The following is a 22,254-nucleotide window of genomic DNA, read 5'->3' on the forward strand; positions in this document are numbered from 1 at the left end:
CTTCATGCTCAACGGAATTTGGTTAAGCTTTTTTGTCGCTGCCTTCGCGGCCTCCCTCTGGCAGTGGCTGGTGGGTGGCGACAGCGAAGTGTTTGCCCGCTTGGTGCAGTCACTGTTCGATATGGCGGAAGTGAGCGTCGATATCATTTTGGTGCTACTGGGCACCATGACGCTGTGGCTGGGTTTTCTTTCGATTGCCGAAAAAGCGGGCTTGATTCGCCTGCTGGGGCGGGTGCTCGACCCGCTGTTCTGCCGCTTAATGCCTGAAGTGCCCCGCGGCCACCCGGCGATGGGGCTGATCAGTATGAACTTTGCGGCCAATATCCTGGGCCTGGATAACGCCGCCACGCCGATTGGCATCAAAGCGATGCATTCGCTACAGAGCCTTAACCCCAGCAGTGAGACCGCCAGCAACGCGCAAATTCTGTTTTTGGTGCTTAACACCTCGTCACTCACGCTACTGCCGGTAACGATTTTTATGTACCGCGCCCAGCAAGGCGCTGCCGACCCTACGCTGGTGTTTTTACCTATTCTGCTGGCGACAACCGCTTCTAGCCTAGTCGGGCTTTTGGCCGTTTCCTTCATGCAGCGCTTAAAGCTCTGGCAGCCGGTGGTGCTGGCTTATCTGGTTGCCGCTGCCTTAGCGTTAGGACTATTAATCACCACCCTAGCCGGCATGTCCGCCCAGGCGCTGGCGGCGGCCTCCACCTTAGTTGGCAATCTGACGCTGTTTGGTATTGTGATGATGTTTCTGGTGGTCGGCGCGCTGCGCGGGGTGAAGGTGTATGACGCCTTTATCGAAGGCGCCAAAGAGGGGCTGAGCTTTACCATTACGCTGCTCCCCTACCTGATTGCCATGTTGGTGGCAGTGGGCGTGCTACGCGCCAGCGGCGTATTGGACGCGGGGCTAAGTGGCGTGCGCTGGTTGGTAGAAGGCTTCGGTTGGGACACCCGCTTTGTGGATGCCCTGCCCACTGCCTTTGTGAAGCCGCTTTCTGGGAGCGGCGCCCGCGCCATGATGATCGAAACCATGGATACCTTCGGCGTCGATAGCTTTCCAGGCCTACTTGCGGCCACCATGCAAGGCAGTACCGAAACCACTTTCTACGTGCTAGCGGTCTACTTCGGTGCGGTAGGCATCACGCGTATTCGTCACGGTTTAGGCTGTGCACTAGTGGCGGACTTTACAGGCGTTACCACCGCTATTGCCGTGTGCTACTGGTTTTTTGGGTAGGCGCATTACCGTTATGGATGCATCAGCCGGATAGCTAGATTTTCTCGGCAATACGGTGGGCTAACTTATGAATAAAGGGGCCGCTGATAAACGCAATAATCCCAGCGGCAGGCCACGCCAACAGCCATGCGTGTATCCAAATGCCAACAAAGCCGGGGTGTGTACCCATATTCACGTAGGTCACCCACGCCGACATAATCAGCGAGAGTGTGAAAGACATCAGTAGCGCGAAAATAATTCTGTGTTTCATGGTTCTCAAATACCGTTTCACATACACCGCGGTTTAAAGCGTCTGTTATCAAGACACCAAACTTGGTTGCACTGCGTAGGTTCAGCCTGCTTTGCTGGCGCCGTAACGCCAGCAAAGAGATTGAACATCATCGCGTTTAAAGGGCGCTTAAATGCCCGCTTTCGCCGCCCGAGCAGCATGGAGCTTTTTATAGCTTTCAATCAAGCGCTGGTGGCGCTCTAGACCTTCTAACTGCATGTTAGTGGGCGTTAGGCCATGGAAACGCACCTCGCCACTCACCGAGCCGACCACGGCTGCCATAGTGGCTTCGCCGAACATACGCTGGAAGTTGTAAAGGTAATCATCCAGTTCCAGCTCATCATCCAGGACAATTTCCAGCACCGCATTCACTGCTTGGTAGAACAGGCCACGCTCGACGGTGTTGTCGTTGTACTGCAGGAACATCTGCACGCAGTCGAGCGCCTCTTCATGACGCTGCAGCGCCAGGTAAACCAGCAGTTTCAGCTCCAGAATGGTCAGTTGGCCCCACTCGGTGTTCTCATCGAACTCGATACCGATCAGAGTGATGATATCGGCGTGGTCATCCATCTGACTCTCTTCCAGCCGCTCGACCAAGTTGGTGAGCTGGTCGTCATCCAGGCGGTGCAGGTTGAGAATATCTTCGCGGTAGTCCAGCGCCTTGTTGGTGTTGTCCCAGATCAGATCTTCAATCGGGTACACCTCGGAGTAGCCCGGCACCAGAATACGGCAGACCGGTGCGCCCAAGTCTTCGTGTACCGTCATATACACTTCGGCACCCAGCTCTTCAAAAAGACCAAACAACGTGCCAGCCTCTTCTTCATTGCTACCAGAGAAATCCCACTCGCTGAATTCGAAATCGGGTTTGGCGCTAAAGAAGCGCCAGGACACCACGCCGAAGGAGTCGATAAAGTGCTCAACAAAGTTGTTGGGCTCGGAAACCGTTTGCGAGTTAAAGGTTGGCAGCGGCAGGTCGTTAAAGCCTTCGAAACTGCGGCCTTGTAGCAATTCGGTTAGGCTGCGCTCCAGCGCCACTTCAAAGCTTGGGTGGGCACCGAAGGAGGCAAACACGCCGCCGGTGCGTGGGTTCATCAGCGTGACGCACATGACCGGGAACTGACCGCCCATGGAGGCATCTTTGACCAACACCGGAAAGCCCTGGGCTTCCAAAGCGTTGATGCCTTCGACAATGCCAGGGAACTTCGCCAGCACCTCTTTCGGCACATCCGGCAGGCTCAGCTCTTGCTCAAGAATTTCGCGCTTCACCGCCCGCTCAAGGATTTCCGACAGGCACTGCACCTGGGCTTCCACCAGCGTATTACCCGCACTCATGCCGTTACTCAGGAACAGGTTTTCGATCAGATTGGAGGGGAAGTAGACCGTTTCGCCGTCGGACTGACGCACAAAAGGCAGCGAGACAATGCCCCGGTCTTCGCGACCGGAGTTGGTATCAATCAGGTTTGAGCCACACAGCTCGCCTTCCGGGTTATAAATGGCCAGACAATGCTCGTCGAGAATTTCGGCGGGCAACTCATCATTGGGCCCCGGTTTGAACCACCTCTCATTGGGGTAGTGAACAAAGTCACTGCCCGCAATCTCTTCGCCGAAGAACTGGTCGTTGTAGAAGAAATTGCAGCTTAAACGCTCGATAAACTCGCCCAGCGCCGAGCACAGCGCGCTCTCTTTGGTGGCGCCTTTGCCGTTGGTAAAACACATCGGTGAGGCCGCATCGCGGATATGCAACGACCAGACGTGGGGCACGATATTGCGCCAGGAAGCGATCTCAATCTTCATACCCAGATCAGCGAGAAACGCGCTCATATTGGCAATGGTCTGCTCCAACGGCAGGTCTTTGCCTTCAATATAGGTACTGCTACCTTCCGGCGCACCCATCAGTAGCGCCTGGGCATCTTCGTCAATGTTCTCGACCACCTCGATCTGAAACTCGGGGCCGGTCTGGACGACTTTCTTCACCGTGCAGCGGTCGATGGAACGCAGCATGCCTTCGCGATCCTTGTCGGAAATATCCTCCGGCAGCTCGACTTGGATTTTGAAAATCTGCTTATAGCGGTTTTCCGGGTCAACGATGTTGTTTTGCGACAGGCGAATGTTCTCAGTAGGAATATTGCGCGCGTTGCAGTACACCTTGACGAAGTAGGCGGCACACATGGCCGACGACGCCAGGAAGTAGTCAAACGGGCCAGGGGCCGAACCGTCGCCCTTGTAGCGAATCGGCTGGTCGGAGGTGACCGTAAAATCGTCGAACTTGGCCTCCAGGCGGAGGTTGTCGAGATAGTTAACTTTGATTTCCATGAGCGGGCGTCCGGGGTAATGAGTGTGCCTAGGCTGTGAAAGCCATCAGCCGGTAGGCGAATGGTCGCCATTATCCAGCTTTTTACCCACTTCGTCTTGGGCCATCGCCCAAATCATCTGCCACTCGTCGTGCGAAAACGGCAGTGCTTGCTACAGCAGCATCTTGACGATCTCTTCAGTAGAGGGAGGAATTACTGTGCTTGCAGCATACGCTCTGCCTCGGCTTCGCTGACCCCGAGCATCAGTAGAATCTGGCGTTGTGTGGCTATCAGCACCTGCTTGCGCTCCACTTCTCCCGGCAGACTTTTGGCAATGGCGACTGCCCCTACCAGGGAAGCCAATATGACCCGGGATTTATCAGCAATCGCTTTGCGGTCATTGGCAAAGGGAAGTTGTTTCAACTTGCTCAGTGCTATCAACCGGGTTTCAAGCATCTTTTTCATACTCATATATGACGCTTCAAACATTGTGCGGATTTCTGCTTTTTCACTGCCTATTTCGTTGAACAGTACCGCTTCAGGGCCCGGCTTATGCTTAGCTTCCAACTCCTGGAGATTGCAGTAGTTGGCGACTAATTCGGTTAGGTGTTGTAACGAAAGCGGGCCTTTTACCAGTCTAGCCGCCCGGCTGTTATCAATGGTCAGGCGAACAGACTCATTGTAAAGGGCCTCTTTTGAAGCGAAATGGGCATAAAAGGCGCCATGCGTCATCTTCGCTAGCTTCATGATCTGGCCAATCGATACCTTTTGAAACCCATTGCGGCTAAATAGCTCCGTCGCCGAAGCCAAGATGCGCTCTTTGGTTTTCGATTTATGGCTCTTGGGGTAAGGCATATTTACCTCGTCATACGTCAGCTAAATATTATCTTGATCATATACTGCCCATTGCTAGGGTGACCACATCAACAACTCAGGAGTCACTATGCAATCACCTATTGTGATTACCGGCATGGGTATGGTCAGCCCGTTAGGAAACAGCGTCAATATAAGTTGGCAGCGACTGGTTGACGGCCAATCTGGCATCAGCACGATTGGCCGCTTTGACACCAGCAATATCCCGATCAAAATTGCCGGGGTGGTGCCGAGCATTAACCACGACCCCACCGGCGGTATCGACCTGGATGAGATAGCCGACCCCAAAGAGCAGCGCAAAATGGATTTGTTCAGCCTTTACGCGTTAGCAGCAGCCCAGGAGGCACTGTCACAGGCCAACTGGTTCCCCGTTGAGCAGGCTAAAAAACGCAGAACGGCCACCATTATTGGCTCTGGCATTGGCGGCTTCCCGACCATTACTCAAGCTCAAAACACGCTTGCTGAGCGCGGCTATCGCAAACTCTCCCCCTTCACAGTGCCCGCCTTTCTAGCCAATTTGGCTGCTGGCAATCTGTCAATTCGCTATGGTTTTCAAGGCCCACTGGGGTGCCCAGTGACAGCTTGCGCGGCGGGCCTGCAAGCGATTGGCGACGGTATGCGCATCATACGCAATGGAGAAGCCGATGTTGCCGTCGTAGGCGGCGCCGAGGCATGTATTGACCCCCTCTCACTCGCCAGCTTTAACGCTCTAAAGGCCGTTTCCACAGAAGCAGACAACCCTGAACACGCGTCCAGGCCCTTTGATAAAGCCCGTAACGGTTTTGTGATGGGAGAAGGCGCTGGCGTTATGGTGATCGAAACGCTTGACCATGCCCTCGCGCGTGGTGCAACGCCGTTAGCGGTGATTAGCGGCTACGGCACCAGCGCAGATGCCTATCATCTAACGGCAGGCCCAAAGGATGGGGCCGGCGCAGCGGCAGCGATTCAAGCAGCGCTAGGCATGGCGAACCTTACCATTGATGCTATTGATCACATCAATGCCCACGCCACCTCGACGCCCGTCGGCGACCGGGCTGAAATTGCCTCGCTGCGTAACGTCTTCGGTGAGCGCTTGCCCGCCATTCCTATTTCGGCAACCAAAGCCGCCACTGGCCATTTATTAGGCGCAGCGGGAGGCATAGAGAGTATTTTTTCTGTATTGGCCGTCAATACGCAGCAACTTCCGCCCACCATCAATCTTGAGCACTGCGATGATGATATGCAGGATTTAACCTTCGTCACAACGACTGGTCAGAAGCACATTACCAAGCATGTCTTGTGCAATGGATTCGGTTTTGGTGGCGTCAATGCAGCGCTTATTATTAGAAGTATTGAACACTAAAGGAGAAGCAAGAAAACCGACCCGTCGACTTGGGTGGCTACCTTGCGCCATTCAGCCAAGGCATCAAAGCAGGCTTCAATAGCACCTTCACCGCCCCACATCACTGTTAACGGGCAGGTGAGTTTTACGCCTGCGTCGATATCTGCCTGATCATGGGCCAAATCGGCGGGGTTATGGCACGGTGCGAATGAGCACCTGCTGAAACAAAATCGCTTCAAAGTTTTCCATTGGCTCAACGGATTTAAGCGTTTTAGCGCGTAAAATTGCGCCCTCCCAGCCAGTTAAAATAAAGCTGGCAAGTGCTTCGGGGGCCGTATGGGTAGCGATAGCGCCTTGCTTTTGAGCATCCTGCAAGCAGTTCACGAAATGTTGTTCCCAGCGCTGAAAGACTCCGTTCAGCGCGTCACGGAAGGTATCGCTCTGGCCCGAAAGCTCTTGGCCAAGATTGCCGATCAAACAGCCCGTCGCATGGTCGCATTCATGCATATGCTCACGACCGGCCGCGAAGTAACGCTTTAGACGTTCAAGCGGCGGCGTGTCACTATCTTCCAGCAGCGCCACCAGCGATTCATCGTAGCTGGTGGCAAAACGCTCAATAACCGCCAGCCCGAAATCTTGTTTGCTGGAGAAGTAGTGATAAAAAGAGCCTTTGGGCACACCGCAGGTTTTTAAGACAGCATTAATGCCCGTTGCGTTGTAGCCTTGCTGACTAATCAGCTGGGCGCCACTATCGATTAATTTGTCGCGGGTTGGGGTGTTTTTCATACGCTCAGAGTAGACCAGTCAGTCTATTACTATCCAGTGTGTGTCAAGGAGTGGCTAATAAACGACAGTTGCATATTATTTGCACATTGTTTGACTTATCGCTGCTCAACAATACGTGATGCTAACATCATACGCATTTTTTCTGGAATTTCGCTCTTAGCCAACGGATGACGCGCGGTAATGGTATCAACTCGCTCTTTCTCTTCGTTCCGCTCTTCTTATCAACATGGCCGCGTCCGTCTCGGTGCCGTAGTGGCACTAGTGATTCTAGCCGCCACGCTGACGCTCGCTTGGTGGATCATTACCCAACCACCGCGTATTGAGCGTACCCCACCACCCGAGCCTCTGCCTACTATGGTAGATGTCATCACTGCCACCGCCAGTACCCAGGCGCCCAGCTTGCATGGCTATGGGCGCATTGAGGCTGAGCAAGAGACCATGCTGGCTAGCCGTGTCGCGGGCCAGCTGGAGCGTTTTGCCGACGGCGTAGTACCTGGCCAAGTGGTCGAAGAGCAGTCCCCGGTGGCCTATATTGATCAAGCTGATTTAACCTTGGCGCTGGAAGATGCCCAGGCGCAGCTAACCAATGCCCAAGCGCTGCTGGCCCTTGAACAGGCGGAGCAGCAGCGCGCCCGCAGCGAGTATGAATCGTTTGGTCGCCAGCTTTCAGCTGAGCGGCGCGCCCTGGTGCTGCGTGAACCACAGCTACGCCAAGCCCAATCTGAACTGACCCAAGCGCGAGTTGCGCGTGACCAGGCGGCCTTGAATGTTGAACGTGCCACGCTAAATGCACCCTGGCGTGCCATGGTGCAAGAGCGCTTGGTGGGTGCTGGCAGCCTGCTCAGTCAAGGCACCGAGGTTCTGCATCTGATCGGCGTGGAACAATTTTGGGTGCGTGTCTCACTGCCCGGCGAATGGTTAGAATGGCTGGAAACCGGTAGCAGCGTCACGTTGACGAGTCGCGGCTGGCCCGAAGGCACTAGCCGCGAAGGCACGCTAGTGTCGATGCTGCCCAGCCTGGAAGAGAACGGCCTACAGGCACAGCTACTGATCACCGTTGACGATCCGCTGGCACTAGCGAGCGAAGGTCCTGCGCTGCGCCTGGGCGATGTGCTGCGCGCCGCTTTTCACCCCTCGATTCAAGAGCAGCTCATCTCGCTGCCCTCCGCGGCACTTCGCCCGGGTGATGTCACTTGGCGAGTAGATGAAGATAATCGCCTGCGCCAAACGCCGGTCACGCTGGCTTATCGCGGTGAAGATAATGCGTTAATCCGCAGCGGGTTAGACGTTGGCGAGCAGGTGGTGACCGCCGGGCTGGCCCAGCCTCGCGAGGGGCAACAGGTGCGCATTCGTAGAGCCAATGACACCCCCGCCAGTGAGGGAGACGAACCATGAAGGTGCCTCGCGGCCCGCTGGCCTGGATGGTCGACCACGGCGTAGCGCCCAACTTACTGATGGTGCTATTTATTGTCGGCGGTCTTATGGCCTCGCTGGCGATAAAAAAAGAAGTATTCCCCGAGTTCGACACCGAAGTGGTGCGAGTCTCGATCAGTTACCCCGGCGCTACGCCAGAAGATGTCGAACAGAGTTTACTGCTGCCCGTTGAATCGGCGATTGCTGATGTGGAGGGCATTGACGAGCTGACCGCCACGGCCAGCGAAGGCAGCGCCAACGTCAGTGCCACGCTGATCGATGGCATCGATGTAATGCGCGCCTATCAGGATATTCAGCAGGCGGTGAACGCGATCACCACCCTGCCCAGCGCTGCAGACCCGCCCCGCTTCACCCTTGCAGGGCGTTCACGCAGCGTTTTGAGTCTGCAGGTATATGGGCAAGCGAGCCTAGCAGCACTGCACGACGCAGCCGAAGAGATACGCGGCGAGCTACAAGCCACTGCTGGTATTTCTCGTGCGGAGCTTTCCGGCAATCGGGAGCGGGAGATTCAAGTTCGCCTGGATGAAGAAGCCATTGAACGCTTCGGTCTGGATCACCAAACGCTTGCCAGCCGCATCGCAGAAGAGGCGCTTGATCTTGCCAGCGGCCAGCTAACCACCGCAGAGGGTGAATGGCTGATTCGCTACCAAGGCCGTCGTAACAGCGCCGAATCCTTTGCTGAACTGCCCATTCTGACCAGCACCCAGGGAACACCGATTACGCTTGGCGATATCGCAGAGGTCAGCAACGGCTTTGCCGAAACAGACCGCGAAGAGTTTTATAACGGCCAACCCGGCCTCTCGGTGGATGTTTACCAGATTGGCGATCAAACCCCGACCAGTATTTCAGAAGCGGTCAACGGTGAGCTTGAGCGCCTGCGCGCAGGTATGCCAGAAGGCGTTAGCCTGGATATTTCCCGCGATAGCTCAGAAGTTTACGAAGATCGTCTTAGCCTGCTGTTAAAAAACGCCTGGATGGGGCTAGCGCTGGTATTGGTACTCATGGCGCTATTTTTGGAAGCGCGGTTGGCGTTCTGGGTCACCCTGGGCATTCCGACGGCGTTTCTGGGTGCCATGCTGTTTCTGCCCTGGATCGGCGTCTCGCTCAACATGATGTCGATGTTCGCCTTTATTATCGCCCTGGGGATCGTGGTAGATGACGCCATTATCGTTGGTGAGAATATCTACAGCTACCGGGAAGAGGGTTACTCACTGCGCGATGCGGCGGTCAAAGGTGCCAGCGAAATAGCCACGCCGCTAACCTTTGCAATTCTGTCCAATATCGTCGCCTTCCTGCCGCTGCTATTTTTACCCGGCTTTTTGGGGCTGATTTTTGCCACCGTGCCGGTAGTGGTGGTGACGGTATTCTTGGTCTCCTGGCTGGAAGCCTTGGTGATTCTACCCGCTCACCTGGCGCATAGTCGCAAACCGCGCCAAACCCCGGCGTGGCAGCGTCCCCTTGAAGCGCTGCGCCAGCGCCTTCAGGGCGGCCTGCACCACTTTACTTATCACCAGTTCGAACCGTTCCTGCAACGCGCCCTCAATCAGCGCCTGCTAAGTGTTTCGCTGGGCATCGCAATTCTGTTGATCGCACTCTCCTGGGCGATGAGTGGGCGTTTGGGCTTTTCCTTGATGCCAAGGGTCGAATCGGATCAGGTGCAGGCCACAGTCACCCTGCCCATTGGTAGCAATATCAACGTTAGCCGCGAGCTTAGCCAGCAGCTGCTCGACGCCGCCGATGCCCTCAGCGAGCGCGAAGAGACACTTAGCTTCAGCAGCTCACGCAGCCGCTTAGATGGCGAAAGTTTGGAAGTGCGTTTGGATATTGCCAGCGAGAGCCTGGAAGCGTGGCCACCCTCGCGTATCGCCCGGGAGTGGCGTGATCTCACCGGCGATTTACTCGGTGCCCAGTCGGTGCGTTTTGAAGCCGATGTCGGCGGCCCCGGTAGCGGCGCGGCACTCAGTCTACGTCTTTCGCACCCGGATACTCAGGTGCTGGAAGCCGCCGCCGAACGCTTAGCGGAAACGCTGGGCGGCTATGGCCTCACAGATATCGACAGCGGCCTGGGCGATGGCAAACCACAGCTGGAGATGCGTCTTTCCGCAGAAGGCCGCGCACTGGGGCTCACCGGTACTAACCTAGCCCAAGCGCTGCGCGGCCCCCTCCAGGGCGCCACCGCATTGGAACAATACGTCGGGCGTAGCGAAATCAGCGTTGAGGTACGTTTACCCAACGACAACCGCGACAGTTTGAACGAGCTTTACCGCATGCCGGTGCGCACGCCTGATGGGCTAAGTGTGCCGCTTTCGCGGGTAGCCGACATTACCATCAGCCAAGCCTCTAGCAGCCTTGAACGCATTAACGGGCGGCGGATTATTACCGTCACCGCTGACTCGGAAAGCGATGTGGCCATCAATCAAGTGCTCGCCACCCTACAGGAACAGGAGTTTCCCAATCTGGAAGCGACCTGGCCGGGGTTGGAAGTCAGCATGGGTGGCCGTCAGCAGGATACCGCCGACAATTTAGCCACGCTAAGAACTTCCATGTGGTTAATGATTGCCGCGCTCTATGCACTGCTGGCGATCCCGTTTAGAAGCTACCTACAGCCACTGCTGGTGCTGGCCGCGATCCCCTTTGGCATTGTTGGTGCCGTCGCTGGACATATGATCATGGGCTTCGGGCTATCCATCATTAGCCTGCTGGGTATGCTGGCGCTCTCAGGCGTGGTCATTAACGACGCCTTGGTGCTGATTGATTATGCCAACCGCAAACGCCGTGAGGGCATGGCCGCCCGGGAAGCCATTGTGGCAGCAGCCACCCGCCGCTTACGCCCGATAATGATGACCACGCTGACGACCTTTCTAGGTCTGGCACCGATGATCTTGGAAACGTCCAGACAGGCGCGCTTTATGATCCCCATGGCGATCTCGCTCGGCTTCGGTATGCTTTTCGCCACAGTGATACTGCTGATCCTGGTGCCCTGCCTCTATTTAGGCATGGAGAATGTTCGCGAGCGGCTCAGTGCGCCACGCCAACCCGCACTAGATAAAAACCCTAGCCAAGAAGAAGGAGCCCACTGATGGCCTTGCTCACAGCCATACGTCAATGGCGCCCCTCTCGGCTGGGGCTAAAGCTGTTCGTGATTATTCTCAGCGTCAATGTAGCGATCTCAGCGAGTATGTTTCTTGCTGTCTCGTACAGTATTGACCGCGGCTTTCTCGACTACCTCAATCAGGCCCAGGAACGCCGTGCCACACTGCTGGCTGACGGTCTCGTGACTCGCTGGGAAACCCAGCAGAGCTGGGGGTGGCTGGAGCAGTCACCGGAACGTTGGCCGTTTATTGTCCGTTTTGAACTGGGCCAGGAGCACCGCGACCGCCCCTCACCGCTAGGCGAAGCACGGGACTTCACACTACGTGACACAGACGGCCAGTTTGTGGTGCCGCCCCACAGCGGGCGTGAAAGCTCAGGCAACTGGCATTGGCTCACACTGCAAAGCGATGGTAGTGATATCGGCTCGCTCGGTTTCAGGCCCCCGCGAGAAATGCTGGAGCGCATGGAGAGCCGCTTTCTGGAGCGCCAGCAGCGTAACCTAGTGCTTATCGTCATATCACTCTGCGTTGCTTCATTGCTACTGGCAGGCGGGCTTTCCTGGTGGCTGGGACGTCGTACCCGGGCACTGGCTGGCGCCACGCTGCGGCTTACCGAAGGCGACTACCACACCCGGCTCCCAGAACGCGGTCGCGACGAGCTTTCGCGCCTAGCACGGGATTTCAACGTGCTTGCCGCCACACTGGAAGCCAGCCGCGACGCCCGCGCCCGCTGGGTATCAGATACGGCCCATGAGCTGCGCACACCGCTGGCAGTACTGCGCGGAGAGATCGAAGCCATGCAGGATGGCATTCGGCCACTCAACCAGGAAAATCTTAGCTCTCTCGCCCAAGAGGTTGGTCAGTTAGAGCGTTTAGTGACGGATTTGCGCCTGCTTTCCCAAAGCGACGCGGGCGCGCTGGATATTCAACTGGCACCGATGGACCTTAGCGACTGCCTGGCTAGCCGCCTGGCTGACGCCGACCGCTGGTTAGTCGAAAGCGGTTTAACGCTGACCGAACAGATTGAGCCTGGCATTATGATTCGTGGCGATGCCCAGCGCCTACGCCAGCTGTGGAACAACCTGTTGGATAACAGCTGCGCCTACACCCAACCGCCGGGCGAGCTGCGTGTCACGCTCACCGCCCAGCAAGGGATGGCAGTGGTGATCTGGGAAGACAGCACACCGGGCGTGCCGGAGGAAGAACTAGTACGCTTGACCGAGCGGCTCTATCGCGTGGAAGGCTCGCGCAGCCGTGCCAGCGGCGGCAGCGGCTTGGGGCTCTCCATCGCCAGCGCCCTGGTCAATGCCCACGGTGCAACGTTGACGCCCTCTATCTCAACGCTAGGTGGGCTGCGCTGGACACTGCGTTTCCCGCTGTTGGCTGCTGATTAATATTTCCGGGATTAATGTTTCAAGAACTGATATGACAAGAACCGTTAAGCCATGCCTTCACGTTCACTGTTAAGCGAGTCTACTTTTATGTCTCATGCTGCCTCTTTGCTCGTTGTTGAGGATGAACCGAAAATTGCCCGCCTGATGGCGGACTACTTAACCACTCATGGCTTTGAGGTGACCACCCTGGGCCACGGCGATGAAGTAATGCCGTGGCTGGAACACCACGCCCCTGCCCTGGTGCTGCTCGATATTATGCTACCGGGTAAAGATGGCCTCACCCTAAGCCGGGAAATACGCCAACAGTGGCCTTCCATAGCGATCATCATGGTCACCGCCAAGGTAGAAGAAGTCGACCGCCTGCTGGGGCTGGAACTAGGTGCCGACGACTATATCTGCAAGCCGTTTAGCCCCCGTGAGGTCGTCGCTCGGGTCAAAGCCGTACTGCGCCGCAGCCAAGCGGCAGCCGAGGCGCCGAGTGACGTGCAAAACGCACCGGTGGTATTAAACGAAGATGGCTGGCAGGCGCTCGCCCACGGGCAGGATTTAGGCCTGACCGCGGTGGAGTTTCAGTTATTACGCGTAATGATGCAGGCGCCGGGCCGAATTTTCAGCCGCGAGCAGCTAATGGATCACATGTATCGCGACAACCGCATCGTCTCGGAGCGCACCGTCGACAGCCACATCAAAAAGCTACGCAAGAAGATCCACGAAGCGCTGCCAGAACTGGAAATCATCCGTTCGGTGTATGGCGTAGGTTATAAGTACCAGCCGGAGGGTTAACGACAGGATTGCTTATGAAGGCGCTGATAGTAGAAGACAACATTAATTTAGCAAACTCTATTGCAGCCACGCTTCGCGATGCCGCATTCAGTATAGATGTCGCCGACAATGGCAAAAAAGCCCTCCAGATGCTTGAGCAGGGCAGATATGACCTACTGGTATTGGATCTTGGCCTGCCTGAACTGGATGGTATTTCCCTGCTACGCCAATTACGCCACCAGCAGGATACGATCCCTGTCTTGATTATTTCGGCACGCGACAGCCTGGATCAGCGCATACATGGTCTTGAAGTGGGCGCAGACGACTATCTATGCAAGCCTTTTTCGTTGGAAGAAGTTACTGCACGTGCCCGTGCGTTAGTGCGGCGTGCCAAGCACTTTGGCGGAGAAACGCTGCAGTGTGGGCGCTTAGAGTTTTTACCTGATGCCATGGAGCTTCGGCTTGATGGCAAACCCTTGCTGTTGCATCGCCGCGAGTTAGAAGTCATGGAGTACCTGCTGATAAACCAAAATCGCCTCGTTAATAAGGATCAAATTATCGACCGACTATCTACCTCCGATGAGTCGGTCAGCTACGCCGCAGTGGAAACTTACATCTCCCGGATTCGTAAAAAAATTGGCTACGATTTCGGCTTAAAAACGGTACGCGGCCTGGGCTATTACCTGGAATCTAAAGAAGTGAAAGCCCCTGATTATGAATAAACGCCAATCGATCCGCAGTCGGCTGCTTTTATGGATTGGACTGCCTTTCACCGCCCTCGCGATCTTGGCATTGATCTCTAGTCACCTGCTGCTGTCTCGCCAAATTAATGCCACCTTTGATGACCTGCTACTTAATGCAGCTCAGAGACTGGAGCGTCGAATTTACACAGCGGATGGTGAGCTACGCATCAATATGCACTATTTCAGCATCAGTACACTTGGCAGCAGAGGTGAAGGAAAAATTTTCTATCGCATTAAAGAAAATGACGGAGACATAATCGCAGGCTTTAGCGGTTTGACAGATCCACCCCAAACGTCGCATGAGCCAATTTTTTATGATGTAGATTATGCGGGCAATGCTTTAAGAGCTGTTGCGCTCACCCTTCCGTTCCGGCGCGGAGGCGAACCGGTAGACATTGAAGTCGTCGTCGCCGAATCAAAGGAAGCCCGCCACACCCTTACCAACGACTTCATGATAACGCTCACAGGATTAATGGTCGTTACAGGCTTACTAGCAATTTCAATTGCACTTTTAGCCATTCACCTTGGGTTAGCACCTCTTAACGCGGTTAGCCAAGCCTTGCGACAACGTTCACCGAATGACTTGCATGCATTGGATGATGCAGCCCCAAAAGAGATCCTGCCGCTAATCCAGAGTATTAATCATTTAATGCAGCGTATGCGGCGCAGTATTGAAAGCACTCAGCAGCTCAATGCTGATGTCTCGCATCAGCTTAGAACACCGGTCTCAGAGATTCGCGCTTTAACGGAAATGTCGCTTAAAGACCCCTCGCAATCACCCGCTCATACTAGCCTGCGAGAGATTCAACGCATCGCTGAACATGCCAGTCATACCGTTAAGCAACTGCTTAAATACGCCAAGACACGCAGCGAATTAGTCGATACGTCTCATCTCGAAAGTGTCGATTTAATCGCCATTTGCCATGATGCCTGTGCCCAGACTGCCCCTAATATTTATAAACAAAGCCAAGAACTCGCCTTTGATCAACATAAAGCAATACCTAACATTTTGGGCGACCCCATTATGCTGCGCTGGTTGGTGACCAATCTCATCGAAAATGCCAGCGTGCATGCGGGTGGCAGCATGGCCTATAGAGGCGTTATAACCGTTGCACTAACGGCTGACACGCGCCAAGTAACGTTAACGGTTAGCGATGAGGGTACCGGCGTGGAGGAAGCGCAGCTTTCCAAATTGACGGAGCGCTTTTTCCGCCACAACAAACATACGCCTGGAAGCGGATTAGGGCTGGCCATTGTGGAACAAATTGCAACGACGCACTCTGCCCGACTGGCGTTAACGAATCGGCCCCAGGGCGGCTTTGAGGTCACGGTGACTTTCCCCGCTATTTAAGCGGCTGATTGACTATCCGCAGCATTAGCGGGGTCATAAAGATCAATAGCAGTAGGCGCAGTATGTGGTGAGAAACAACATAGACTGGGTCGATACCCATCACCATGGCGATCACCGCCATTTCTCCTACTCCACCAGGAATTAACGCAAGCAGGACGGCAACGAAGGCTAGTTGAGTAAAACTTGAAACCAACCATGCCATTAGCGCCGCTACCACCAACGCAAATAGGGCAAATGTAATCCCATAGCGCCCCATGCTGACTACCTGCGACCACTGAGTTCCTGAAAAACGCGAGCCTACAGAAGCCCCCAGCACCAGAAATGCTGCAAGCACTACCCCGGTCGGCAGGGAGTAATCAAATCCAAGATTAGCAATAATGGCCCCTGCGGCCATGGGCCCTAAAAACTCAGGCAGAGGAATTCTTAACAAGCGCGCTAACCACCAACACAGTGGTGCCAATAACAGAGGCAAAATATCGACTAAGGCTAGCGCTGATGGCGAACTGGCAAGCGCCACATCATCAACAAAAAAACTCGCCACGAAAGCCGCACCCGAGACCACGGTGACTAAGCGTAGTGAGTGAGAGATGGCGATCCAACGTAAATCTCCATTTGCACGTTCAGCCAGCACCAGCGCTGAATTCATACTCCCTGGGTACGAGCAAAAAATAGCATTCATCCGCCCTACTCTTGCTCGGTTAAAAATCCAGAACCCGCCGATCAACATTAGTCCCATATAAACCAGCATTGCCAGCACACTGGGGTACCACAAAACCAATCCTACGAGCTCATCTGCTTGGATTCGACTCCCGATAAATAGCCCTAGCAGTGCGATGGCGGTGCGGTGTACGCGCTTATCGACACCTGTTTTCACCCCCACCAGTGATAAGCCCATCACCATAAACAGAGAACCAAGCATCCAAGCCAAGGGCAATGAAAAAAGGGTGGCAAACCAGCCACCCACAAAACCCAAGCCAACGGTAATGACAGTTCTTTTCAACATTTCAAATTCTGAATTCAGGAATCATAGTTGAGCAGCCTCTTGACGCGCTTTAAGCCGCTTCATTAGTGGCTGGCTAAATAGTGAGATAAGCAGTAATGCAAAAATAGCCAGCGTTACTGGGCGCTCAAAAACGTACGTGATGTCGCCACCACTGATTTGGTAGGAGTGAAGTAGCGATTTTTCAGCCAGCGAGCCCAGTAGCATGCCGATCACGGCAGCGGGTACGGAGTAGCCATAGTGGCGAAATATCCAACCGATCACCGCAAACACCAGCACCGTAGCGGGCCCAGTCATATTGCCGGTTAGCCCGAATGACCCCATTACCGCCAGCACCAACACAGAAGGTATCAAGTAGCGCATGGGCACTTTGACGATATTGGCCAAGAGAGGAATAAACAGTAAGCCGATGATCACCAGTAGAAACACCTGGGCAAAGTTAGCGAAGATAATCGCGTAAACCACATCCGTTTGTTGGCGAATAAACTGCGGGCCGCCAGTGATGTTATGCATAGCAAACGCCGCTAACATTACCGCTGTAGCGCCACCGCCGGGAATCCCTAGTGCCAGCAGTGTTGCCATCGAGCCCCCTTCGGAGCTGCTGTTAGCCGCCTCAGAGGCCACGACCCCTTTCGGATTGCCCTTCCCAAATGAATCGGGATCCCGATCACGGCGCTTAGTTTCTATGTAAGAGAGCAGGTTAGACACGGAGGAGCCCACACCAGGAACCGCCCCTACCAACACCCCAATCAAACCACCCCGAATCATCACAACAGGGTAACGCATCGCCATTCTGCAGCCTTCGAAGATCTCACTCACCTTGACCTTGCGGGCATCGGCAGATTCAACGATGAAGCCTTTATTAGCTAGCTTAAATAGCTCTGAAGCAGCAAACATGCCCATCATGGCCGGAATGACGGGGACGCCGTCCAACAGGTAAGTTTGCCCCATCGTCCCGCGTGCTAAACCAATTTCGCTAAACCCAATCGTCCCCACTAACAGGCCAACAAATCCTGCAATCAAGCCTTTAAGCACCTGTTCGCCTTTTAAGCTCGCAATCAGCGTCATCCCCCAGAGAATCACTACAAACATCTCTGCTGGTCCCAATCTCAGCACCATGTAGGAAAGCGGCTGTATCATAAAGAACAGCACCACGTAGCCCATCAGCGCGCCAATCACCGAGGAGGCTAACGCGACACCTAACGCCTGGTTATGCTGCCCCTTTCGCGCCATGGGGTAACCATCAAACGCGGTAGCGATTGCCGAAGAGGTTCCCGGAATATTCATCAGAATGGCTGGGATACCGGCACCAAATGAGCCGCCAGTAAAAATAGCGGTAAGGAACAACATGGCTTGAATAAAGTCCATGTACATGGTCATTGGCAGGAAAATGGCCATAGCCATTGATATCTGCAGGCCTGGCGTTGCGCCAAAAATAAGCCCCAGCACGATACCTGGCACTACCACCAACCAAGGGCCAAAATTAGAAAAAAGCAGATCAAAACTCTGCCCTACTGCGCCAAAATCAATCATGGTATCTCCTCAGCTTGGAAGCAGCAGCAGTGTCATCGGGTACGGCAGCATCTGCGAGAAAAAGAACGCGACACTCAGCCCAAAAACGACGCTATAACCACCTACCAACAACCAATTGCGCTCCCCCTTAAGGATCAGGAAAAGCGCCAGAAACGCTACGGTGGCAATATCAAAGCCTATCGCTTCAAGCGACATTACATAGGCGGCGAAGAGGCCCACAACAGGTAATGTTTTATGCAGCGGTTCTTCTTCAGAGGAGCGAAACAGCGAGCCGTGTTTAATACGCAGGATCAACTCGAGTGCAATAATCGCTAACACGATAACGGCAAGTGGCAGTATAAGCAGCAGGTTTTGCGGTGTGGCGGATACGCGAATGGCATCTAATAAATACCATAGTGTAAAGCCAGCCAGACCCATGAGAACGATAAAGTCCCCATAGTCACGTTTACATTCAGACATGGTAAAACCCCATACTGGCCCCTCATTAATGTGAGGGGCCAGCTATCATGGAAGGATTCGTTCGGAAAAACTGCTCGGAAAAACTTGGTCGTGAAAAACCTGTTCGTGAAAATTAGTTAAGCAGGTGAGCGTACTTTTCAAACACCTGATAGTTTTCGCGCATCAGCTCGTTGGAGCGCTCTGGGCCTACCCAAACGCCGCCCATTTCATTGCGCTCAAGCTGCTCTTGAACATCCTTGCGGGCAAGCGCACTTTGAATAGCCGAGGAGATCTTCTCAAAACGCTCAGGATGCTGACGCTCCATTTCACTGGTCACTGCAAAGCCGCGCATTGAGCCCTGAAGAACGGGCACCTCAAGATTCATCGGCGCCAGCGCTTCATTGATCGGGAGTGCATCCCACTGTTCAATGCGCTCATCACTTACGATCGCCAACGGGGTTAAGAACTCACGGATTCCCTCACTGCCCTGGGCACTAATAGAGACGAAATCCACCTGCCCACCCGCTACCGCTGAACGGGCTTCACCGCCGCTGTTATAGGTCACCAAGTTGAGGTTATCTTGGGGAATACCTGCCTCATCAAGCAGCAAGCGCACCATTAAGTGACCAGCAGAACCTTGAACCACCGCACCGCGTACTTGACCCTCTTCTTCGCGGATCGCTTCAAGCAGGCTTGGCAGGTCTTCATAACCGCTGTCTTTATTTGCAGCGATTAGATCCAAATCAAACCACTGGAAGTTGATATAAGAAAAGTCGTCGACACTAAACTCTGCATCACCAGTAAGGATCGAGTTGGTTAAGTAAGGAGCAAATGTCGAGGCATAGACGGTATAACCATCGTCAGGCACGTTAAGAACGTAATTAGAAGCAACCTGAGTGCCCGCACCGGGGCGATTAGTTACTTGTACTGGTACACCTAGCTCTTCGGAAATAGGCCCTGACATCATGCGGGCCATACGATCCGCACTTCCGCCGGTGCCAAAACCTACCACCATGTTGAGCGGCCGAGAAGGAAAGTCGTCAGCTACAGCAGGAAGCGCCATTGATAGAGAGGCAATGGCGGCCGTTGCCCCTACCAATATCGATTTGATATTAAACGATAAGGAAGCACTGGAAGTGTTAAGCATAGCGTGGCTCTCTTTTTATAAGTTTGCTTGGTTTTCGACACAGATCTTACCTTGTGTGCTTAAGACGCTACCCCACGAAACTGTCACCAACCTTGCATAAAGTAAGAACGCAACTAAAGTCTAACCCCTGCTAACTACCTGCCGATTAAGAAACGTGATGCCTGCATCAATGGCCATGCAGCAATGATGGCTATCCCTATTGCACTGACTTCCAGGTCACCTAGGCATTCCTTAGCGTAAGCTAAAGTATTGCCTCGGGCTGTCGATAACACTATTAGCCTGCTTTGAACCTATTTATCTAAGCAAGCCTGTGTAGCCGCGGTCGCGCCTGCTTAAAATAGCCCTTAACACTAACGAGAGATTGCCATGACCATCTCTTTACCTACCGGGAGTGCTTCTTTAGACGCACATTCTTTACGTAGTGAGCCGTTAAATGCCGAGAAGGTAACAACTACACCGGTCACTTCTAACGCCGCCCAGGAAGAAGCCAACACCAGCATTCATTTGGATCTTTCGCCCGTGGCTAGAGGCATCGCCTCAGCTTCAGAAAAGGCTGGTAACACACAGGAAGCGAAGAACACCAAAATCGATGAAAGCGATCTCCCGCAGGAGATTAAAGAACTAGTAAAGCGAATTGTTGAATATAGAGAAAAGTTAAAGGAGAAACAGCAGGAACTTGAAGATGTTATGCGCGACAAGTCCCTAAACGATGAACAACGCCAAGCAAAACTCGACGCCCTGCAACAGGAAATCAGTAGCCTCAATAATTCGCTTCAAGAGGCTATGAGCCAACTAAGCAAACTCGTCACTCAGATGGATCTTGATGATGGCGCTGTTATCGGAATGATGTCATTGGCCATGTCTTGATGACGTATAACCGTTAAGGATTGACCTGCCGATTAAGAAACGCAATGCCTGCATCAATGGCGCCGCCACGGAATAGAAAGCTGGCGAAGTGGCCGCGCCAGCGCTGCAGATACAGCTCGCTCTCGATGTTATTTTCCTGCAGGGCTTGATAGAAGTCCGTGGCGTGATCCACCGGCACCAGTTGATCCCACTTGCCGTGGAACAGAAAAAATGGCGGCGTCTGCGGAGTAATTTGCCGTGCGGGAGAGGCTAGGCGATACGCTTCGTTTTCTTCAGCGCGGGTACCGCCGATAAAGTCGACGACTAAGCGTCCATCGTCAAACTTAAGCAAATCACTAGGTAGCCCTCCTGCCAATACTGCAGCCAAACGGCTCTGCTCACCGCCGTAAGGTTCAGCCAGCGGCCCCTCTACTCCCGCCACTGCCAGCAAACTCACTAAATGCGCCCCCGATGAAAACCCCACCCCGACAATACGGCTCGTATCCACCTGCCACCTATCGGCATTGGCGTGAATCCAGGCCATCGCCTGTTGCAAGTCGTGCAGTTGGCTGGGGAAGCGATACTCCGGCGCAAAGCGGTGCTCAATATTAACCGCCACATAGCCTTGCCCTGCTAAGCTCTCAGCGATGCTCTGCATATCTTCCGGTGTGCGATTACGCCAGCCGCCTCCATGCACAACTAAGGCAGCAGGTCGCAACCCACCGAGCGAGTCGTCGGGTAGATAAACATCAGCTGTTAACGCCTGGGGCCACTCTTCGGGCGTATAAGTGGCAGGTGACAAGCGCGTAAAAGGCTGGGGTTCGCGCAGCGCATTGCTCTCAATCGCAGGCTCACCCTGGCTAACGTGTTGGGCAGCGCTACAAGCACTCAGCATTAAGGCAATGGCCCCCAGGCCAGTCACGCGGCGGAGAGAGGTAAACGCGCAACGCTGCTGCCATACGCGAAGTTGCTCGGTTCGCGACATGATGCTTCTTCTTGAAAAGTAGGTGACCCCTCACCTAGCGACTACGACCTGCAACAAGCCAATAAGATCATGATTGTTGCACACTATCTGCAAACGGTTTGCACGTCGCCTAGCGATACTGTCATCGTCAACTCATCAGGAGAGTACTTATGAACGTTTCAAGTGCTAGGAAAATGTCAATTCGCCAACTGTTAGCCCCCGCCCTGCTGGCTATCGCCATTGCTCCATTAGCGTTTACCGCTCAAGCAAATAGCCACGGTGACCATGAAGGGCAAGGCCCTGATCGCGAACGCATGGAAGAGCGCATGGAGGAGCGTCGCCAGGAAGTGTACGAGCGTGCAGATATCTCAGCAGAGAAACAGGCAGAGCTTAACGAAGCACACGCTGAACATCGCGAAGCCATGCAGGCACTGCGTGAAGAGCATCACGAACGGGTAGCTGAAATTCTCACAGAAGAAGAGCAGCAAGCACTGCGCAACGCCATGCAAGAAGCCCATGAAGAGTATCGTGGCAAGCACGGCAAACGTGGCCATCACGATGGTAATAGTGACGAAAACGCCGACAGCGAATAAACGCAGGCCAAGCCTCAAACCTTGATCCAACGCCCGGTTTTCCGGGCGTTTTTGTGTCTGCGCTTTCATCAGCACGCTGATAACTCCACGCTAATTCAACCCAAATAGGAAGGTTAACTTGAAGGGGGACACTTAATCGCGTATTTTATTTGAACGTTCATTCAAAATAAAAATTCATCTTTCA

General features: G+C 54.2%; 19 protein-coding genes. 10 read left to right on the top strand and 9 right to left on the bottom strand.

Annotation, left to right across the window (positions count from 1 at the left end):
* Positions 1-4: 4 nt before the first annotated feature.
* Entirely contained in the window at positions 5-1,234 is a 1,230-nt protein-coding gene (locus ACQE2I_RS13505) for a nucleoside recognition domain-containing protein (protein WP_427028587.1), read from the top strand.
* A 34-nt stretch (positions 1,235-1,268) separates the two neighbouring features.
* On the opposite strand, the gene ACQE2I_RS13510 is transcribed toward ACQE2I_RS13505, so the two are convergent.
* The 3 genes from ACQE2I_RS13510 to ACQE2I_RS13520 form a co-directional block, all read right to left on the bottom strand.
* On the bottom strand, positions 1,269-1,484 hold the full coding sequence (locus ACQE2I_RS13510; protein ID WP_427028588.1) for a DUF2798 domain-containing protein: 216 nt from the start codon (positions 1,482-1,484) through the stop codon (positions 1,269-1,271).
* Positions 1,485-1,631: 147 nt separating this feature from the next.
* The gene (locus ACQE2I_RS13515; RefSeq protein ID WP_427028589.1) at positions 1,632-3,815 is read right to left on the bottom strand and encodes an OsmC domain/YcaO domain-containing protein; all 2,184 of its coding nucleotides are present in this window, start codon (positions 3,813-3,815) and stop codon (positions 1,632-1,634) included.
* A 191-nt stretch (positions 3,816-4,006) separates the two neighbouring features.
* Positions 4,007-4,648, bottom strand: coding sequence for a TetR/AcrR family transcriptional regulator (locus ACQE2I_RS13520; RefSeq protein WP_427028590.1), 642 nt, complete (start codon positions 4,646-4,648; stop codon positions 4,007-4,009).
* A gap of 88 nt (positions 4,649-4,736) precedes the next feature.
* Between ACQE2I_RS13520 and fabF the strand changes: the two genes are divergently transcribed.
* Positions 4,737-6,008 (top strand): beta-ketoacyl-ACP synthase II, encoded by a 1,272-nt coding sequence (gene fabF, locus ACQE2I_RS13525; protein ID WP_427028591.1) that lies wholly within the window; start codon positions 4,737-4,739, stop codon positions 6,006-6,008.
* Positions 6,009-6,179: 171 nt separating this feature from the next.
* Here the strand turns inward: fabF and ACQE2I_RS13530 are convergent, their stop codons facing one another.
* Positions 6,180-6,773 (bottom strand): TetR family transcriptional regulator C-terminal domain-containing protein, encoded by a 594-nt coding sequence (locus ACQE2I_RS13530; RefSeq protein WP_427028592.1) that lies wholly within the window; start codon positions 6,771-6,773, stop codon positions 6,180-6,182.
* A gap of 180 nt (positions 6,774-6,953) precedes the next feature.
* Here ACQE2I_RS13530 and ACQE2I_RS13535 point away from each other — a divergent pair, with 180 nt between their 5' ends.
* The 6 genes from ACQE2I_RS13535 (at position 6,954) to ACQE2I_RS13560 (ending at position 15,549) form a co-directional block, all read left to right on the top strand.
* Entirely contained in the window at positions 6,954-8,168 is a 1,215-nt protein-coding gene (locus tag ACQE2I_RS13535; protein ID WP_427028593.1) for an efflux RND transporter periplasmic adaptor subunit, read from the top strand.
* Positions 8,165-11,287 (top strand): efflux RND transporter permease subunit, encoded by a 3,123-nt coding sequence (locus ACQE2I_RS13540; protein ID WP_427028594.1) that lies wholly within the window; start codon positions 8,165-8,167, stop codon positions 11,285-11,287. The genes ACQE2I_RS13535 and ACQE2I_RS13540 overlap by 4 nt, the downstream gene beginning before the upstream one ends.
* Positions 11,287-12,693, top strand: a complete 1,407-nt coding sequence (locus ACQE2I_RS13545; protein ID WP_427028595.1) for an ATP-binding protein — start codon at positions 11,287-11,289, stop codon at positions 12,691-12,693. Before ACQE2I_RS13540 ends, ACQE2I_RS13545 begins: the two co-directional genes overlap by 1 nt.
* An 87-nt stretch (positions 12,694-12,780) precedes the next feature.
* Complete coding sequence (locus tag ACQE2I_RS13550; protein WP_427031474.1) at positions 12,781-13,476, top strand: response regulator; 696 nt, start codon at positions 12,781-12,783, stop codon at positions 13,474-13,476.
* Positions 13,477-13,490: 14 nt separating this feature from the next.
* On the top strand, positions 13,491-14,177 hold the full coding sequence (locus ACQE2I_RS13555) for a response regulator transcription factor (RefSeq protein ID WP_427028596.1): 687 nt from the start codon (positions 13,491-13,493) through the stop codon (positions 14,175-14,177).
* On the top strand, positions 14,170-15,549 hold the full coding sequence (locus tag ACQE2I_RS13560; protein WP_009287365.1) for a sensor histidine kinase: 1,380 nt from the start codon (positions 14,170-14,172) through the stop codon (positions 15,547-15,549). The genes ACQE2I_RS13555 and ACQE2I_RS13560 overlap by 8 nt, the downstream gene beginning before the upstream one ends.
* Here ACQE2I_RS13560 and ACQE2I_RS13565 read toward each other — a convergent pair.
* The 4 genes from ACQE2I_RS13565 to ACQE2I_RS13580 form a co-directional block, all read right to left on the bottom strand.
* Positions 15,542-16,552, bottom strand: a complete 1,011-nt coding sequence (locus tag ACQE2I_RS13565) for an AbrB family transcriptional regulator (protein WP_041158846.1) — start codon at positions 16,550-16,552, stop codon at positions 15,542-15,544. The two genes, ACQE2I_RS13560 and ACQE2I_RS13565, sit on opposite strands and share 8 nt — an antisense overlap.
* Positions 16,553-16,573: 21 nt before the next feature.
* On the bottom strand, positions 16,574-18,082 hold the full coding sequence (locus tag ACQE2I_RS13570) for a tripartite tricarboxylate transporter permease (protein WP_022522305.1): 1,509 nt from the start codon (positions 18,080-18,082) through the stop codon (positions 16,574-16,576).
* 9 nt (positions 18,083-18,091) lie between these two features.
* Positions 18,092-18,541 carry a tripartite tricarboxylate transporter TctB family protein gene (locus ACQE2I_RS13575; protein ID WP_027958069.1) on the bottom strand — a complete coding sequence of 150 codons (450 nt, stop codon included), beginning with the start codon at positions 18,539-18,541 and terminating at the stop codon, positions 18,092-18,094.
* 112 nt (positions 18,542-18,653) lie between these two features.
* On the bottom strand, positions 18,654-19,667 hold the full coding sequence (locus tag ACQE2I_RS13580) for a Bug family tripartite tricarboxylate transporter substrate binding protein (protein ID WP_022522303.1): 1,014 nt from the start codon (positions 19,665-19,667) through the stop codon (positions 18,654-18,656).
* A gap of 366 nt (positions 19,668-20,033) precedes the next feature.
* Between ACQE2I_RS13580 and ACQE2I_RS13585 the strand changes: the two genes are divergently transcribed.
* Positions 20,034-20,534, top strand: a complete 501-nt coding sequence (locus ACQE2I_RS13585) for a hypothetical protein (protein ID WP_427028597.1) — start codon at positions 20,034-20,036, stop codon at positions 20,532-20,534.
* A 13-nt stretch (positions 20,535-20,547) separates the two neighbouring features.
* Here ACQE2I_RS13585 and ACQE2I_RS13590 read toward each other — a convergent pair whose 3' ends face one another.
* The gene (locus ACQE2I_RS13590; RefSeq protein WP_159177251.1) at positions 20,548-21,498 is read right to left on the bottom strand and encodes an alpha/beta hydrolase; all 951 of its coding nucleotides are present in this window, start codon (positions 21,496-21,498) and stop codon (positions 20,548-20,550) included.
* A 149-nt stretch (positions 21,499-21,647) separates the two neighbouring features.
* On the opposite strand from ACQE2I_RS13590, the gene ACQE2I_RS13595 reads away from it, so the two are divergent.
* On the top strand, positions 21,648-22,070 hold the full coding sequence (locus tag ACQE2I_RS13595; protein WP_022522299.1) for a hypothetical protein: 423 nt from the start codon (positions 21,648-21,650) through the stop codon (positions 22,068-22,070).
* Positions 22,071-22,254: the final 184 nt, after the last annotated feature.

It is taken from the genome of Halomonas sp. H2 (assembly GCF_050215315.1).
Taxonomy (GTDB): Bacteria; Pseudomonadota; Gammaproteobacteria; order Pseudomonadales; family Halomonadaceae; genus Vreelandella.